The sequence below is a fragment of the Herbaspirillum sp. CAH-3 genome (genome assembly GCF_009668275.1).
Classification (GTDB): domain Bacteria; phylum Pseudomonadota; class Gammaproteobacteria; order Burkholderiales; family Burkholderiaceae_D; genus Herbaspirillum; species Herbaspirillum aquaticum.
Genome location: NZ_VSWE01000025.1, coordinates 44,502 through 59,678, shown reverse-complemented (window position 1 = coordinate 59,678; position 15,177 = coordinate 44,502). Strand labels below are relative to the sequence as shown.

Genomic DNA, 15,177 nt, shown 5'->3' with positions numbered 1-15,177 from the left:
AAGTTATGCCTGATGACTATAGCAAGTTGGTACCACCCCTTCCCATCCCGAACAGGACCGTGAAACGACTTCGCGCCGATGATAGTGCTGCAACCAGTGTGAAAGTAGGTCATCGTCAGGCTTGTTATCCCCAAGAACCCTCGTTACGAAAGTAGCGAGGGTTTTTGCTTTGCGCGTTCGGTTTTTAATCAGGCTGCGGGCGCAGTAAATTCCGTTGTGACCGGAGGTTCGCGTGCTGTCATCGCGGCCTGGATGCCATGATTCGCGCCAGGATATTCGTGAAGATGGCTTGGCGTGACTCCGGTTCTGTCCCCCGCACTCACAAAACGGCGTACTGCTTCATCTTTTCCACAAGCGCTCTCAGCGCATCGTCCGGGTATCGGGCGATCCACCCCCCTTCTTCATATCGCCTCCGAACCGCCCAACACCGGGCGTGCTTTGTCTTTTCCACAGTCCATCAACAAGAAAAGCCGACTTATGTTTTCCACAGGTCCAACTCCTGCAGAACTGGACGTGACTGGCCGTGGATGATTTGTCCACAGCAATCCTGAGGAGTGAGTCCTGCCTTTCTCAGGTCAACCTCATCATTTCGTAGAACAAAGTGGCGGATCATTTTCTAAGTTCGTGGGATCATCCAGCAAAAACATGAACACCAAAAGAAAAGCCGGCAAAGCCGGCTTTTCTAATCAATGGATGATGACAAGATCACGGTGGAAAACTAAGCAACTTATCCCCAATGCCGCCAGGGATGCGGTTCAAGCTACTTTGTCCACAGCCTGAACTAACTGAAAACAGGGAGCAAAAACTTATAAACAGCCATTCCATGAGCCTATTCCATTCTGCGCGGAATGAAGAACAGGCCAAACAAAAACCTAAGTTTTCCACACCCCCGACATTCTTGCGATTCAACGCTCACCCGGCAACAGATCTGAAATGCACCAGCGCATTCAAGCCTTCAACCGCCCCCTCCTTGCTGATCCGATTGCGCAAGCTGATGGTCGCCTGCATCGAATCAACGATCTCTCCACAGATGGTCAGGCCCAAGCCCCCCGCAGATGAGACATTGGAAGAAAATGCCTTGAACACATTCTCCATCGCCTGGTCATCGATCCCCTCTCCGCTATCCCAGATCAGCAGCTCGGCGACATCCTCCCGTGCACTGATGCGAATGCCCAGCCGTCCTTGCACAGGCGTATGCCGGATCGCGTTATGCAGCAGGTTGGAAATGAGCTCCCCGATCATCCACGGATGACCCATCACCAGAATCTTCTCTCCCTCCAGCTCGAAGTCCAGGTCCTTCTCCGCAATCAGCGGTGACAAGTCCACCGCCGTCTCGCGCGCCAGCATCCCCAGGTCACACACCTCCTGCGCACCCCGTCCACGTATCTGCTCCACCTTGGCCAGCGACAGCAATTGATTGGCCAGCGTTGTGGCCCGCTCGACGGTGCCTGACATCTCCTGCCAGATCACCGGTGCCGGTGCATCGCCGCGCAAGCCCGACTGCAACTGGGTTTTCAGCACGGCCAATGGCGTGCGCAACTGATGCGAGGCATTGGCCACGAAGCGTTGCTGATGATCCAGCAGCCGGCGCAAGCGCGCCATCAGCTGATTCAATGCATCGATGAACGGCTGCAATTCACGTGGTGCCATCGGCGGTGCCACCGGCGAGAGATCATCGGCCGGCCGCTCATCAAGTTGCCGCCGCAAGGCATCCACCGGTTGCAGCGCACGCCGCACCACATACAAGGTCACCGACACGATCACCACCAGCAAGGCCGCCTGCCGGATCAGCGTCTCCCAGAAAATCTTGCGTGCCAGCGCACTGCGGTTCTCCATCGTCTCGGCCACCTGCACCAGTGCCGCGCCGCGCGGATCATTGGTCACCACCGGCTGGAACAGCGCAGCCACCCGGACCGGCACGCCGTTGTAGGTATCTTCGTAGATATGCGCCAAGGCCGGGTAGATGGCTTCCTTGTCCGCCTTCCCCTTGTAGGAAGGGAGATCCTGATCGCCCTCGAAGAACTTGCCGTCCAGGCCGTTGATGCGATAGATCATTCGGCTCGAGTAATCGGCCTCGTAGATTTCCAGCGCAGCATAAGGCAGCGATGCCTTGAGCTCGCCATTCTCGATGCGCAGCAGATCGCCGATCGAATGCACCGACGCAATCAGCATGCGGTCGTAAGCGGTATTGACCGATTCCAGCGTATTGCGATAAAGAGAGAAGGAATCGATGACGATGAACAGCGCAATCGGTGAAATGATCCACGCCAGCAAATAGGCGCGCACCGAGCGGCGCCGCGAAAACAGATGTGCCACGTCCTCAGCCCTCGCCACCCTGCTGCTGCCGATCCCGCAGCAGATACCCCAGTCCGCGCAGGGTCATGATTTCCGCACCGGTCTCCATGAGTTTCTTGCGCACCCGGTGCACCACCACTTCGATGGCTTCAAGTTGCGTATTCTCTTCCATCGGGAAAACCAGCCGGAACAATTTCTCCTTGGTCACCGCATGTCCCGGCTTGGCGATCAATGCCTTGAGCAGCGTATGCTCGCGCGGCGTCAATTCCAGCGGCTCATCATCGCAATAGAAAGCACCCGAGGCACGATCAAAGCGCAAGCGCCCGCAGCGCTGACCGCCATCATCGGCATTGGTCCGCCGCCGCAGCAGCGCACGGATGCGCGCATCGAGCTCATCCAGGTCGAAGGGCTTGGCCAGGTAGTCATCCGCCCCGGCATTCAACCCCACGACCCGATCCCCGACCGCACCGCGTGCCGTCAGCACGATCACCGGCGTACCGATGTCCTGCGAGCGTATGCGCTGCAACAGGTGCAGCCCGTCCAGCCCGGGAATATTGAGATCGAGCACGACCAGGTCGCCGATCCCATCCTTGATGTGCGAGAGCGCACTGATGCCATCGCCGCAATGCGTCACCTGGAAGCCGCGCCGCTCCAGCGCGCGCACCAGGGCGCGCGACATGTCGATGTCATCCTCTACCAGCAGGATATGCATGATCTCCCGTGTCGTTATCGTTGTGCAGCCGCCTTTATACCGCCAATCCACGCGGGGCGCGAGCCCCGGCTCCCCACGCTTTGAAAGCAGATTGAAAGCCACTGGAAAGGCAGCTGACAGGAAACCCCCTCATCAGCGGCATCGCCCCATGGCAAAAGGCGCTGCGCTCGCCTACACTCCCGCACATCGCCGGCCACGCTACGAACAACACCGCCGTCGCGACCGGCACCAAGACCAAAACCATCTCCAGGAGACAGCATGACCCCACGTCTGATCAAGACCCTGTTGGCACTCGCCCTGGCCGCTCCGGCCATCGCCTTCGCCCAGGACACCTGCAGCAATCGCGGCGACCTCGACCAGCAATACTGCGACGCCAATCACGACCTGACCGCCGACACCCCCACCGATCCCAAGAAGCTGAAGAACCCCAATACCCTGGTCTTCACCTTCACCCCGGTGGAAGATCCGGCCGTCTACGACAAGATCTTCAAGCCCTTCACCGACTACCTGTCGCAATGTACCGCCAAGAAGGTGGTCTTCTTCCAGGTGCAATCCAACGCCGCTGAGATCGAAGCCATGCGCTCGGGCCGCCTGCACGTCGGCGGCTTCTCGCCGGGACCGACCAACTTCGCCGTCAACATCGCCGGTGCCGTGCCGTTTGCCGTCATTGGTGATGCGAAGGGTTATCAGGGTTATACCCTCAACGTGATCGTGCGCAAGGATAGCCCGATCCAGAAGATGACCGACCTCAAGGGCAAGAAGGTCGCCCACACCGCGCCTTCGTCGAACTCCGGCCACATGGCCCCGATGGCCTTGTTCCCCAAGCTGGGCGTGACCCCGGACAAGGACTACAAGGTCATCTTCTCCGGCAAGCATGACCAGTCCATCCTGGGCGTGAACTCGGGCGACTACGATGCTGCCGCCGTCGCCTCCGACGTGTTTGACCGCATGGTGGAACGTGGCGTCATCAAGGCCGAGAACTTCCGCGTCATCTGGCACAGCGAGAAATTCCCGACCCAGGACTTCGCCTATGCGCATGACCTGGAGCCGAACTTCCGCGACAAGATGCTCAAGTGCTTCTACGACTATCGTTTCACCGATGAGCTCAAGAAGGCCTTCGCCGGTTCCGATCGCTTCTACCCGATCAACTACAAGAAGGACTTCGAGATGGTGCGCTTCGTCGCCCAGTCCGCCGGTGAATCCTTCAACCGCGCCGCCTACGACAAGCAGAACGCCGGCAAGAAGTAAACATCGCCAGCAGGCATCCGCGGCCGTCCCGGTCCGGATGCCGCACCAGGATCCAATCACGCACCAGCAACACGGCCCCTGCTCTACGGCAGGGGTTGCGGCCCTTCGCATCCCGCGAGCTGCCGCGCAACACCAGAAACATCACCAGAGAAAGCGCCTCCCATGTCACACGCCATCGAAATCCAGGGCCTGGTCAAGGAATACAAGCCCGGTCATCCCATCCTCAAAGGCATCGACCTGAAGATTGGCGACGCCGGGCTGATCGCCATCATCGGCCCGTCCGGCACCGGCAAGTCCACCCTGATCCGCTGCATCAACCGCCTGGTCGATCCCAGCCGTGGCGCGATCTGGTTCGAGGGCGAAGGCAAGCGCGTGAACCTGGCCGAACTGCGTGGCCGCGCCCTGCGCGAACAGCGCCGCCACATCGGCATGGTGTTCCAGGAATACAACCTGGTGGAACGCCTTTCCGTCATGGAGAACCTGTTGTGCGGAAGACTGGGTTACGTCAATGCCTTCACCGCCTGGCGCCGCAACTTCGCCAAGGAAGACATCGCGCACGCCTTCGAGCTGCTGGACACCGTGGGCCTGGGCAACTTCGCCAACCAGCGTGCCGATGCGCTGTCGGGCGGCCAGCGCCAGCGCGTGGGCATCGCCCGCGCCCTGATGCAGCGCCCGCGCCTGCTGCTGGCCGATGAACCGACTTCTTCGCTCGACCCCAAGACCTCCTTCGAGATCATCTCGCTGCTCAAGGAACAGGGCCGCGCCCAGAAGATCCCGGTCATCGTCAACATCCACGACGTGGAGCTGGCCAAGCGCTATGCCGACCGCATCATCGGCATGTCCGGCGGCCACGTGGTCTACGACGGCAATGCCGAGAACCTGTCGGATGACTTCCTCAAACAGATCTACGGCGGCGAGGATTGGCTGGCATGACGACTTCCACGACTTCCTCCACGCCCCGCGTGAGCCTGGCCTTCAAGCCGCAGCTGGCCACCCGCGTGGTGATCTGGCTCATCGCCCTGTATGCGATCTATGCCGCCACGCAACTGGGTTTCTCCTGGGAGCGCTTCTCGTCCGGTCTCGGAAACGGCGCCAAGTTCCTGGGCCGCATGTTCCCGCCCGACCTCTCCAAGGGCGACATCCTCTGGGGCGGCATCAAGGAGACCCTGCAGATCGCCGTGCTGGCGTCGCTGTTCGGCATCCTCTTCTCGCTGCCCATCGGCCTCATGGGCGCACGCAACCTGATGCCCTCGTGGATCTCCTGGCCTGCACGCGCGCTGGTGTCGGTGTGCCGCTCGCTGCATCCGGTGATCGTGGCCATCCTGTTCGTCAAGGCCGTGGGCTTTGGCGCACTGGCCGGTGTGCTGGCGCTGATCGTGGCGTCCATCGGTTTCATCGGCAAGCTCTTTGCCGAAGCCATTGAAGAGATCTCCATCAAGCAGGTCGAGGCCATCCGCGCCACCGGTGCCTCTTTCATGAACGTCATTCTCTTCGGTGTGCTGCCGCAGGTGATGTCGCGCTTCGTCGGTTTCTCGACCTACCAGCTCGATTCCAACCTGCGCAACTCGACCATGGTCGGCATCGTCGGTGCGGGCGGCGTGGGCGGCGTGCTGTTCTCCGCCTTCCAGCGCTTCGACTACGACTTCGTGCTCACCATCCTGGTCACCATCATCACCATCATCGTCGTCGGCGAATTGCTGGCCAATTCGGTCAAGAAGGTCTTCAATGTCTGATACCGTCCTCCCCCGCCCCGCTGCCGCGCTCAACCCGGCCGAGCGCGAATGGCAGCGCCATACGCCCATGCAGCGCATCCTGCGCTTCACCGTGTGGCTGGTCATCGCCCTGGCCGTGGTGCAATCGCTGCGCTACATCGAGATCATCCCCGAGTTCCTCTACGATGCGCCCGAGCAGATGAGCGACATGCTCGCCCGCATGTGGCCCATCGACTGGGCCTACTTCAGCAGCGACGTGAAGGCCGGCCTGGTCGAGACCCTGCACATCGCCACCCTCGGTACCCTGCTCTCCATCGTGCTGGCCATCCCCTTCGGCCTGCTGGTGGCGCCCAACCTGACCCGCCATCGCGGCCTGAACCTGTTCGCCCGCATCGTGCTGGTGGCCAGCCGCTCGGTCAATTCGCTGGTGTGGGCACTGCTGTTCCTGGCCATCTTCGGACCCGGCCCGCTGGCAGGCACCCTGGCCATCGCCTTCCGCTCCATCGGCTTCGTCGGCAAGATGGCCGGCGAGACCATCGAACAGATGCCGCGCGGCCCCATCGAAGCCCTGCAGGCGTCGGGCGCGAGCAAGTTCTCCGAGATCTGGTATGGCTACTGGCCGCAACTGAAGCCCGCCTTCATGTCCATCGTGCTGCTGCGCTGGGACATCAACGTGCGTGAATCGGCCGTGCTGGGCATCGTCGGTGCCGGCGGCGTGGGCATGGTGCTCGATACCGCCTTGAACCTGTTCCAGTGGCCGCGCGTGGCGACGGTCCTGGTCTCGATCTTCGCCATCGTGATCGTGACCGAAGTGGTGGTCACGCAAATCCGCAAGCGCATTCTCTGACCGGGAGCCAGCATGAAAGCACGTGGCATGGAAGGCATCACCTATCCCCCGCAGTACGATGTGCTGGTAGTCGGCGGCGGCATCAACGGCGCCGGCATCGCGCGCGATGCGGCCGGGCGCGGCTTGTCGGTGGCGCTGTGCGAGCAGCACGACCTGGCGCAGCATACTTCGTCGTCCTCCAGCAAGCTCATTCACGGTGGCCTGCGCTACCTGGAACATTATGAGTTCGGGCTGGTGCGCAAGGCATTGATCGAACGCGAGGTACTCTTGCGCAGCGCCCCGCACATCATGTGGCCGCTGCGCTTCGTGATGCCGCATGACCAGGGGCAGCGTCCGGCCTGGCTGATCCGTTTGGGCATGTTCCTCTACGATCACCTGGCGCGGCGTGAACTGTTGCCCGGTTCGCGTGCGCTGGACCTGCGCCGTCACGCCTCGGGTGCGCCATTGAAAGCGCAGTTCACGCGTGGCTTCGTCTATTCCGATGGCTGGGTCGACGATGCCCGGCTGGTGGTGTTGAACGCCATGGATGCCGCCGAAAAAGGCGCGCACATCATGACCCGCACCCGCTGTGAATCCCTGACCCGCCAGGACAACGGCTGGCAAGCGGTGCTGCGCCGTGAGGACGGCCATGCCATGCAAGTGCGTGCACGCTGCGTGGTCAACGCCGCCGGCCCGTGGGTGGCGCAGTTCCTGGGCGGTGCAGCCCACGTGCATTCGAGCAAGTCGGTGCGCCTGGTCAAGGGTAGCCACATCGTGGTGCCGCGCCTGTTCGAACACGATCACGCCTACATCTTCCAGAACCCGGATGGCCGCATCGTCTTCGCCATTCCCTACGAGCAGGACTTCACGCTCATCGGTACCACCGATATCGAGTACCAGGGCCGGGTGGAAGACGTGGCCATCTCCGAGGATGAGACGGCTTACCTCTGCCAGCTCGCCAATCGCTATTTCGAGAAGCCCATTACGCCGGCCGACGTGGTGTGGTCCTATTCAGGCGTACGCCCGCTGCTGGAAGATGCCGCCGCCGATGCCTCGGCCGTCACGCGCGACTACCAGCTCGACCTGAACACGCAAGGCGCCCCGCTGCTCTCCATCTTCGGCGGCAAGATCACCACCTTCCGCAAGCTGGCCGAGGAAGCGGTGGACATGATCGCGCCGGTGCTGGGCAACCAGCGCGGTGCCTGGACAGAACACGGCTGCCTGCCGGGTGGCGACCTGTATGGTGCGCAGCCGTCGAACCGCTCGGTGCGCCAGTTCGATCACTACGTGCAGGGCTTGCAGCAGCAGTATCCGTGGCTGCCCGCCGCATTGTTGCAACGCTATGCACGCGCCTATGGCAGCCGCACGCACGCGCTGCTGGAAGGAAGAAAGAACTTGGAAGAGATGGGAGAAGAAATCCTGGGCGGGCTCTATGCCGCCGAGGTGGACTACTTGTTGCGCCACGAATGGGCCACCAATGCGGCCGACATCCTGTGGCGGCGCTCCAAGCTCGGCCTGCATTTCCCCAAGGGCAGCGAGGCCGTGCTGGACGCCTGGCTGGCCGCGCGCGGCGGCCAGTCTCCAGGTCAGGAACAACCCGCCGAAGCGGGCGAGTTGCTTCAGGCAGCCAGCAGGTAAGCACCCACGGCGGCGATACCGACGCCGCCGATGCGCACCACGCGGTCAGCCGTCTGCTTGCCCGCGACCAGGCCGATGCCCAGGCCGGCGGCATGCAGCAGTGCGGTGGCGGCGATGAAGCCGGCACCGTACAGGGCGGCCGAGCTGCCGTGCGGCAGTTCAGCGCCGTGCGCGTAGCCATGGAACATCGCGAAGACCGACACCACCAGCGTGCTGCCCCACAGCGGCAGGCGCACGGCGAAGGCGATCAGCAGGCCCAGCACGGCCACCGAGGCGGCGATACCGGTTTCCACGGCCGGCATCTGCAGGCCGGCGAAGGCCAGCAGCGCACCTGCCACCATCATCAGCGGGAAGGCCAGCGGCAGCACCCACAGGGCGCGCTGCTTGTTCTGTGCCGCCCACAGGCCCACGGCCAGCATGGCCAGCAGGTGGTCGATGCCCGAGAACGGGTGGGCGAAGCCGGCCGCCATGCTGGCCGAGGCCTCCATGGTGGAACCCGGATGGCCGGGATGCGCCAGGGCAGTGCCGGCCGCCAGTGCGGTGACGGCCAGAACGCCCAGGCGGGCGCGGGTCTTGGTCGAGAGGGTCAACATGTTTTCTCCTTGGGCTGATACGGCAGATTCTTGATCGGTGAAATGACAGGGTTCAGGTTCAGTTCTTCGGCTTCTCGTCCAGCAAGCCCTGCTTGCGGATGTATTCGATGACCTTCTCCACCCCGTCGCCACTGCGCAGGTTGGTGAACACGAAGGGGCGGTCACCGCGCATGCGCTTGGCATCGGCCGCCATGATATCCAGATTTGCGCCCACATAGGGAGCCAGGTCGGTCTTGTTGATGATGAGCAGGTCCGAGCGGGTGATGCCGGGGCCGCCCTTGCGCGGGATCTTTTCGCCGCCGGCCACGTCGATCACGTAGATGGTCAGGTCCGACAGTTCCGGGCTGAAGGTAGCGGCCAGGTTGTCGCCGCCGGACTCCACCAGGATCAGGTCCAGGTCCGGGAAATCGGCGCTCATGCGGGCGATGGCTTCCAGGTTGATGGAGGCGTCCTCGCGGATGGCGGTGTGCGGGCAGCCGCCGGTTTCCACACCCATCAGGCGTTCTGCCGGCAACGCATCGGCGCGCAGCAGGATTTCCATGTCTTCCTTGGTGTAGATGTCATTGGTGATGACGGCCATGTCGTAATGGTCGCGCATGCGCTTGCACAGCATTTCGCACAGCGCCGTCTTGCCGGAACCGACCGGGCCGCCGATGCCCACGCGCAGCGGATTGGAAGTGGAGTTGCTCATGGTTGGTCTCTTGATCTCTTGGTCGTGTTGGAACGAAAACGATATAAACGATTTCGACAATTCAATAATTAAGAACGATAGATGCGGCTGTACTGCACCTCATGCTGCATCGACAGCAGCGACAGCCCCGGTGCCCAGTTGCACAGCTCGTCATCCTCCAGCGTCAGCGCGGTGGCCGCGGCCTTTTCCAGTTCCGGCTGCAGCGACAGCAGGATGCGCTGCCCCGCCACTTGGCCCAGTGGCACGGTCTTCACGCAGGCCAGCACCTGGTTCTCGGCCCAGGCAAACAGCATGCCCAGCACCGCCGCCTCGCGCGGCACCTGCAGGGCCACGGTGGCAAAGGCCAGCGAGGTGGGCAGCGGCAGTTCCGGCTGCGCCTGCAGGAGGGCCAGCAAGCCCTCATCGCCCAGCTTCAGGTCGGTCGCCAGTTTGCCCAGCGAATAGCCCATCTGAATGGTTTCGGCACGAAACTCGGACGTATCGCGGGCCGCGATGAAGCGTTCGGTCCACAACGTGACCTTTTCTGCATCACGGGCCTCGAAGGCCGCCACCAGCCGCGCAAAGATGGGGGCCTCGAAACGCGCCACCACCTCATGCAGCGCATGGCCGATCCAGGCGCGGGCCGTGGCTTCACTGCTCACGCGTCCACCCTCGATGGCCGCCTCCAGTCCTTGCGAATAGCTGTACGCGCCGATCGGCAAGGACGGGCTGCTCAGTTGCAGCAGATGCAGCAAGGCGGCAGCTTGCATGGGGTCAGCCCTCTTCCTTCTTGTCGCCGGGACGATGGATTTTCTGGCGCAGCGGAATCGGTGCCAGCGGATTGTGGTGATGGTCATCGCCATGATGGTGATGGCCGCCCCCATAGGCGCCCGCTTCCGGCTCGAAAGCCGCCAGTTCTTCAGTCACGCGCGCCCCCAGCCCTTCCAGCATTTCCTTCAACACCGGATCCTTGCGGATACGCAGGAAACCCGCACCCCCCTCGTGGCCCACATGCGCCTGGGTGTGACGATTGCCGAGGTGGAAGGCGCAACGCAGCAGCAGGTGCGCATCGGCCGCATCGACGCGATAGGTCGCTTCGGCCTTGGCGATGATCTTGACCACGCGGCCATCATCGCCGCGCAGCAGGTCGCCATCGCGCAGCACCGTACCGCGCACGGTGAACACCGCCACGTCCTCGCCCGAACGCAGGGTGGCGCGCAGGCGGCTCTTCTCGCGCTGGTCATAGGGCAGTTCCAGTTCGCCGTCGATCTGCTCGGCCTGGGCTATCTTGGTATTGAGAGTGAGCATGAAAAAATCTAAAGAAAATCAGAACAGGAAATAACGTTGTGCCAGCGGCAGCGAGACCGCCGGTTCGCACACCAGCAGCTCGCCATCGGCGCGCACTTCATAGGTTTCGGAATCGACTTCCATCTTCGGCGTGGCACCGTTGTGGATCATGTCGCGCTTGCGCAGGTTGCGCATGTTCTTCACGGCCACCACCGGCTTGTTCAGTTTCAGCTGTTCACCGATGCCGGCATCGAAGGCCGCCTGCGAGACGAAGGTCATCGAGGTCTTCAGTCCACCGCCATAGGCACCGAACATCATCCGGTAATGCACCGGCTGCGGGGTCGGGATGGAGGCATTGGGGTCACCCATCTGGGCGGCCGCGATCATGCCGCTCTTCAGGATCATCGAGGGTTTGGCCCCGAAGAAAGCCGGCTTCCACAGCACGATGTCGGCGATCTTGCCCACTTCCAGCGAGCCGACCACGTGCGAGATGCCGTGGGTGATGGCCGGGTTGATGGTGTACTTGGCGATGTAGCGCTTGATGCGGAAGTTGTCGTTGCGCGACGTGTCTTCCTTGAGCGAACCGCGCTGCACCTTCATCTTGTGCGCGGTCTGCCAGGTGCGCATGATCACTTCACCCACGCGGCCCATGGCCTGCGAGTCGGAAGACATCATCGAGATCGCCCCGAGGTCATGCAGGATGTCTTCGGCGGCAATGGTCTCGCGGCGGATGCGCGATTCGGCAAAGGCGATGTCTTCGGCGATGGCCGGGTCCAGGTGATGGCAGACCATCAGCATGTCCAGGTGTTCGTCCAGCGTATTGACCGTGAAGGGACGCGTCGGATTGGTCGAGGACGGCAGCACGTTGCCCTCGCCCACCGCCGCGATGATGTCCGGTGCGTGGCCGCCGCCCGCGCCTTCGGTGTGGAAGGTGTGGATGGTGCGGTCCTTGAAGGCCGCCAGCGTGTGCTCCAGGAAACCGCCCTCATTGAGCGTGTCGGTGTGGATGGCCACCTGGATGTCCATGCGGTCGGCCACCGTCAGGCAGTTGTCGATGGCCGCCGGGGTCGAGCCCCAGTCCTCGTGCAGTTTCAAGCCGATGGCACCGGCGCGGATCTGTTCTTCCAGCGGCAGCGGCAGGCTGACGTTGCCCTTGCCGAGGAAACCGAGGTTCATCGGGAAGGCGTCCGCTGCGGCCAGCATGGAATGGATGTGCCAGGGGCCCGGCGTGCAGGTGGTGGCGGCCGTGCCGACGGCAGGACCGGTGCCGCCGCCCAGCATGGTGGTGACGCCACTCATGAGGGCTTCCTCGATCTGCTGCGGACAGATGAAGTGGATGTGGCTGTCGATGCCGCCGGCGGTGACGATCATGCCTTCACCGGCGATGATTTCGGTCGCCCCGCCGATGGCCATGGTCACACCGGGCTGGATGTCGGGGTTGCCGGCCTTGCCGATGCCGGCGATCTTGCCGGACTTGATGCCGATGTCGGCCTTGACGATGCCCCAGTGATCGACGATGAGCGCGTTGGTGATGACGGTATCCATCACCTCGGCATGGGCGCGCTGCGACTGGCCCATGCCGTCGCGGATCACCTTGCCGCCGCCGAACTTGACTTCCTCGCCATAGACCGTGTAATCCTTCTCCACTTCCAGGAACAGTTCGGTGTCGGCCAGGCGCACGCGGTCGCCGACGGTGGGGCCGAACATCTCGGCATAGGCCGAACGGGAGATCTTGCTCATTTGGTTTGCCCCTTCTTGTCGTTGCCATGCTGGGCCTTCAGCTTGCCCATCACCAGCGCATTGAAGCCGTAGACGCGGCGGTCCCCCGCCAGCGCCACCAGTTCCACCGTGCGTTCCTGACCGGGCTCGAAGCGCACCGCCGTACCGGCCGCGATGTTCAAGCGCATGCCATAGGCCGCTTCACGCTCGAAGCGCAGTGCCGGATTGGTTTCGTAGAAATGGAAGTGGGAGCCGACCTGGATAGGACGGTCGCCGCTGTTGGCCACCGTCACCGTCACGGTGGGGCGGCCGACGTTGAGTTCGATGTCGCCGGGTTCGACCAGCATTTCGCCTGGAATCATGACGCGCTCCTCAAGGAATCGGATGGTGGACGGTGACCAGCTTGCTGCCATCGGGGAAGGTGGCTTCGACCTGGATGTCGGGGATCATCTCGGGCACGCCTTCCATGACGTCCTCGCGGGTCAGGATGGTGGTGCCCTCGGACATCAGCTCGGCCACGGTCTTGCCATCGCGCGCGCCCTCCATGATGGCGGCGGTGATCAGCGCCACCGCTTCCGGATAGTTGAGCTTGAGGCCACGTGCCTTGCGGCGCTCGGCCAGCAGCGCGGCGGTGAAGATGAGCAGCTTGTCTTTTTCTCTTGGTGTCAGTTCCATGTTGGCTCCTGGCCGTTTGGCGGCCTTCAGGTTCTATAACGTACGGAGAGGCTTGATTCAGTTTTCCTGATGCAGCGTTTTACGTCGTGTTCAAGTATTCCAGATGCGCGGAATGGCCGCGTCCTTGCCGGTGACGGCCGGGCGCAGCACATGCCAGGCCGCATGCAGCCACTGCCGCGCCACCAGGCTGGATTGCCCCATGTAGCGTGCGATCAGTACCTGCTTCATCAGCGTGGCACCGCTGCGTCCTTCCAGCTGCAGGGCAGCGATGCTCTCGCGCAGCCGGCCCAGGAGCGCCGTATCCATGCCATCGCCCACGGCGATCAAGGTGCCGCAGATGGTCTGCCCATCCAGCGCCAGCGGGCCTTGCATGGCACCCGCCTCGGCCTGCAGGCGGCCCTGTTCGAACCACACCAGCTTGCCGCCACGGCGGATGCTGGTGCGCTGGCTGACGGCACCGGTGTTGAAGGTTTCGCCCGAAGCGGTGCGGCCAAAGCAGAGGATTTCCGCACCCAGGTAAGCCGCGTCGGCGGCCAGGGTCACTTCATGTTCCATGCGCACGTCGGCCCCATCGAAGAAGATGGTTTCCTGTGGCAGCCATTCCAGCGTGGCTCCTGCTGCCGCGTCGAGCCTGACGGCCTGGCGCGAGGATTGGCCATTGGCGCGATACCACTTGCCCGCACCGGGCGTGGTCAGCAGAACATGGGCGCGTTCGCCCGCTTCGGCGGTGATGGAGAGCTGGTCGCCACCGACGATGCCGCCCGGCGGGTGGACGATGATGGCGTGGCAGATGGACGGGTCTTCGGGATAGAGCGGTTTCTGTACGCGCAGGGGGCCGAAGTGCTGGCGGCGCATCAGGCGCGTGGTGCCTTTGTCGTCGGCAAAGCCCAGCGCCAGGCGTGCCTGGTCCGGCGCATGCCGCAGGGGCGCGCCTGGTGTCGCGGGGGCCGGCATGCTGGCGGGTTCCGGATGGCCGGGGAGTCGTTTCATACCTGGTTCTTCATTGCGTGGAAGGCGGCGTGTGCAAGCGGACAGCCTGGCCGCGAACATGCGACTTTATAGCAGACCCGCTGCAAACGCGCAGCCTTCCTTTGCGACGGCCTCAGACCGCCAGATGCTTCTTTACGTCCTCGCCATCCATCTGGTCCTGGGTACCGGCCGCGACCACTTCGCCGCGCGACATCACCACGAAGGTATCGGCCAGTTCACGGGCGAAGTCGAAATACTGCTCGCACAGCAGGATGCCGATGTCGCCGCGCTGGCGCAGCAGGCTGATGACGCGGCCGATGTCCTTGATGATGGAAGGCTGGATGCCCTCCGTCGGTTCATCCAGGATGATCAGCTTGGGCTCGGCCAGCAGCGCCCGGGCAATGGCCAGCTGCTGCTGTTGGCCGCCGGAAAGATCGCCGCCGCGACGATGCAGCATTTCCTTCAAGACCGGGAAGAGTTCATAGACCTCGCCCTTGATGGTGGAGGCACGGCGGCCCGACAGCGTAGCCATGCCCATGAGCATGTTTTCCTCCACCGTCAGGCGCGCGAAGATCTCGCGTCCCTGCGGCACGTAGGCGATGCCCAGCTTGGCGCGCTGGTGCGGCTTGAGACGGGTGATGTCCTGGCCTTCGAAGCTGACGTTGCCCTTGGCCACCGGCAGCACGCCCATCAGGCATTTCAGGAGCGTGGTCTTGCCCACGCCATTGCGGCCCAGCAGGGACAAGACTTTGCCCTTCTGCACATCGAGCGAGACGCCGCGCAGGGTATGCGCCGCGCCGTAGTACTGGTTCAGTTCATTGACTTGCAGCATG

At 63.0% G+C, this 15,177-nt stretch carries 17 protein-coding genes and 1 rRNA gene; 7 read left to right on the top strand and 11 right to left on the bottom strand.

Annotated elements, in window-relative coordinates; genetic code table 11:
* Positions 1-8 precede the first annotated feature (8 nt).
* Both rrf and FYB76_RS27020 read left to right on the top strand, forming a co-directional pair.
* Positions 9-121, top strand: a 5S ribosomal RNA gene (rrf, locus tag FYB76_RS24740).
* Between the two features lie 524 nt (positions 122-645).
* The gene (locus tag FYB76_RS27020; RefSeq protein ID WP_255475345.1) at positions 646-780 is read left to right on the top strand and encodes a hypothetical protein; all 135 of its coding nucleotides are present in this window, start codon (positions 646-648) and stop codon (positions 778-780) included.
* Between the two features lie 132 nt (positions 781-912).
* Here FYB76_RS27020 and FYB76_RS24735 read toward each other — a convergent pair whose 3' ends face one another.
* Positions 913-2,316: a sensor histidine kinase gene (locus tag FYB76_RS24735; RefSeq protein WP_370516412.1), complete on the bottom strand. Its 1,404-nt coding sequence runs from the start codon at positions 2,314-2,316 to the stop codon at positions 913-915.
* 4 nt (positions 2,317-2,320) lie between these two features.
* Positions 2,321-3,007, bottom strand: a complete 687-nt coding sequence (locus FYB76_RS24730) for a response regulator transcription factor (protein ID WP_088755402.1) — start codon at positions 3,005-3,007, stop codon at positions 2,321-2,323.
* Positions 3,008-3,265: 258 nt separating this feature from the next.
* Here FYB76_RS24730 and phnD point away from each other — a divergent pair, with 258 nt between their 5' ends.
* From phnD to glpD, 5 genes are all read left to right on the top strand, one after another.
* On the top strand, positions 3,266-4,255 hold the full coding sequence (phnD, locus tag FYB76_RS24725; RefSeq protein WP_088755403.1) for a phosphate/phosphite/phosphonate ABC transporter substrate-binding protein: 990 nt from the start codon (positions 3,266-3,268) through the stop codon (positions 4,253-4,255).
* A 162-nt stretch (positions 4,256-4,417) separates the two neighbouring features.
* Positions 4,418-5,188: a phosphonate ABC transporter ATP-binding protein gene (gene phnC / locus FYB76_RS24720; protein WP_013236645.1), complete on the top strand. Its 771-nt coding sequence runs from the start codon at positions 4,418-4,420 to the stop codon at positions 5,186-5,188.
* A complete protein-coding gene (gene phnE / locus FYB76_RS24715) occupies positions 5,185-5,988 on the top strand; it encodes a phosphonate ABC transporter, permease protein PhnE (RefSeq protein ID WP_088755404.1) in 804 nt (267 codons plus the stop codon). The genes phnC and phnE (FYB76_RS24715) overlap by 4 nt, the downstream gene beginning before the upstream one ends.
* Complete coding sequence (gene phnE / locus FYB76_RS24710; protein ID WP_154135382.1) at positions 5,981-6,814, top strand: phosphonate ABC transporter, permease protein PhnE; 834 nt, start codon at positions 5,981-5,983, stop codon at positions 6,812-6,814. Before phnE (FYB76_RS24715) ends, phnE (FYB76_RS24710) begins: the two co-directional genes overlap by 8 nt.
* A gap of 12 nt (positions 6,815-6,826) precedes the next feature.
* On the top strand, positions 6,827-8,431 hold the full coding sequence (gene glpD / locus FYB76_RS24705) for a glycerol-3-phosphate dehydrogenase (RefSeq protein ID WP_154135381.1): 1,605 nt from the start codon (positions 6,827-6,829) through the stop codon (positions 8,429-8,431).
* On the opposite strand, the gene FYB76_RS24700 is transcribed toward glpD, so the two are convergent.
* From FYB76_RS24700 to urtE, 9 genes are all read right to left on the bottom strand, one after another.
* Positions 8,413-9,024 carry a HupE/UreJ family protein gene (locus FYB76_RS24700; protein ID WP_154135380.1) on the bottom strand — a complete coding sequence of 204 codons (612 nt, stop codon included), beginning with the start codon at positions 9,022-9,024 and terminating at the stop codon, positions 8,413-8,415. The genes glpD and FYB76_RS24700 overlap by 19 nt on opposite strands.
* Before the next feature lie 58 nt (positions 9,025-9,082).
* Positions 9,083-9,715 carry an urease accessory protein UreG gene (gene ureG / locus FYB76_RS24695; RefSeq protein ID WP_154135379.1) on the bottom strand — a complete coding sequence of 211 codons (633 nt, stop codon included), beginning with the start codon at positions 9,713-9,715 and terminating at the stop codon, positions 9,083-9,085.
* Positions 9,716-9,783: 68 nt separating this feature from the next.
* Positions 9,784-10,464 (bottom strand): urease accessory protein UreF, encoded by a 681-nt coding sequence (locus FYB76_RS24690; protein WP_088755408.1) that lies wholly within the window; start codon positions 10,462-10,464, stop codon positions 9,784-9,786.
* A 4-nt stretch (positions 10,465-10,468) separates the two neighbouring features.
* Entirely contained in the window at positions 10,469-11,002 is a 534-nt protein-coding gene (gene ureE / locus FYB76_RS24685) for an urease accessory protein UreE (protein WP_088755409.1), read from the bottom strand.
* Between the two features lie 18 nt (positions 11,003-11,020).
* Complete coding sequence (gene ureC, locus FYB76_RS24680; RefSeq protein WP_154135378.1) at positions 11,021-12,721, bottom strand: urease subunit alpha; 1,701 nt, start codon at positions 12,719-12,721, stop codon at positions 11,021-11,023.
* Positions 12,718-13,062, bottom strand: coding sequence for an urease subunit beta (locus tag FYB76_RS24675; RefSeq protein WP_034339857.1), 345 nt, complete (start codon positions 13,060-13,062; stop codon positions 12,718-12,720). The genes ureC and FYB76_RS24675 overlap by 4 nt, the downstream gene beginning before the upstream one ends.
* A 10-nt stretch (positions 13,063-13,072) precedes the next feature.
* On the bottom strand, positions 13,073-13,375 hold the full coding sequence (locus FYB76_RS24670; RefSeq protein ID WP_088755411.1) for an urease subunit gamma: 303 nt from the start codon (positions 13,373-13,375) through the stop codon (positions 13,073-13,075).
* A 90-nt stretch (positions 13,376-13,465) separates the two neighbouring features.
* On the bottom strand, positions 13,466-14,365 hold the full coding sequence (locus FYB76_RS24665; RefSeq protein ID WP_370516411.1) for an urease accessory protein UreD: 900 nt from the start codon (positions 14,363-14,365) through the stop codon (positions 13,466-13,468).
* Between the two features lie 112 nt (positions 14,366-14,477).
* Positions 14,478-15,176: an urea ABC transporter ATP-binding subunit UrtE gene (gene urtE, locus FYB76_RS24660; RefSeq protein WP_008333719.1), complete on the bottom strand. Its 699-nt coding sequence runs from the start codon at positions 15,174-15,176 to the stop codon at positions 14,478-14,480.
* Position 15,177: the final 1 nt, after the last annotated feature.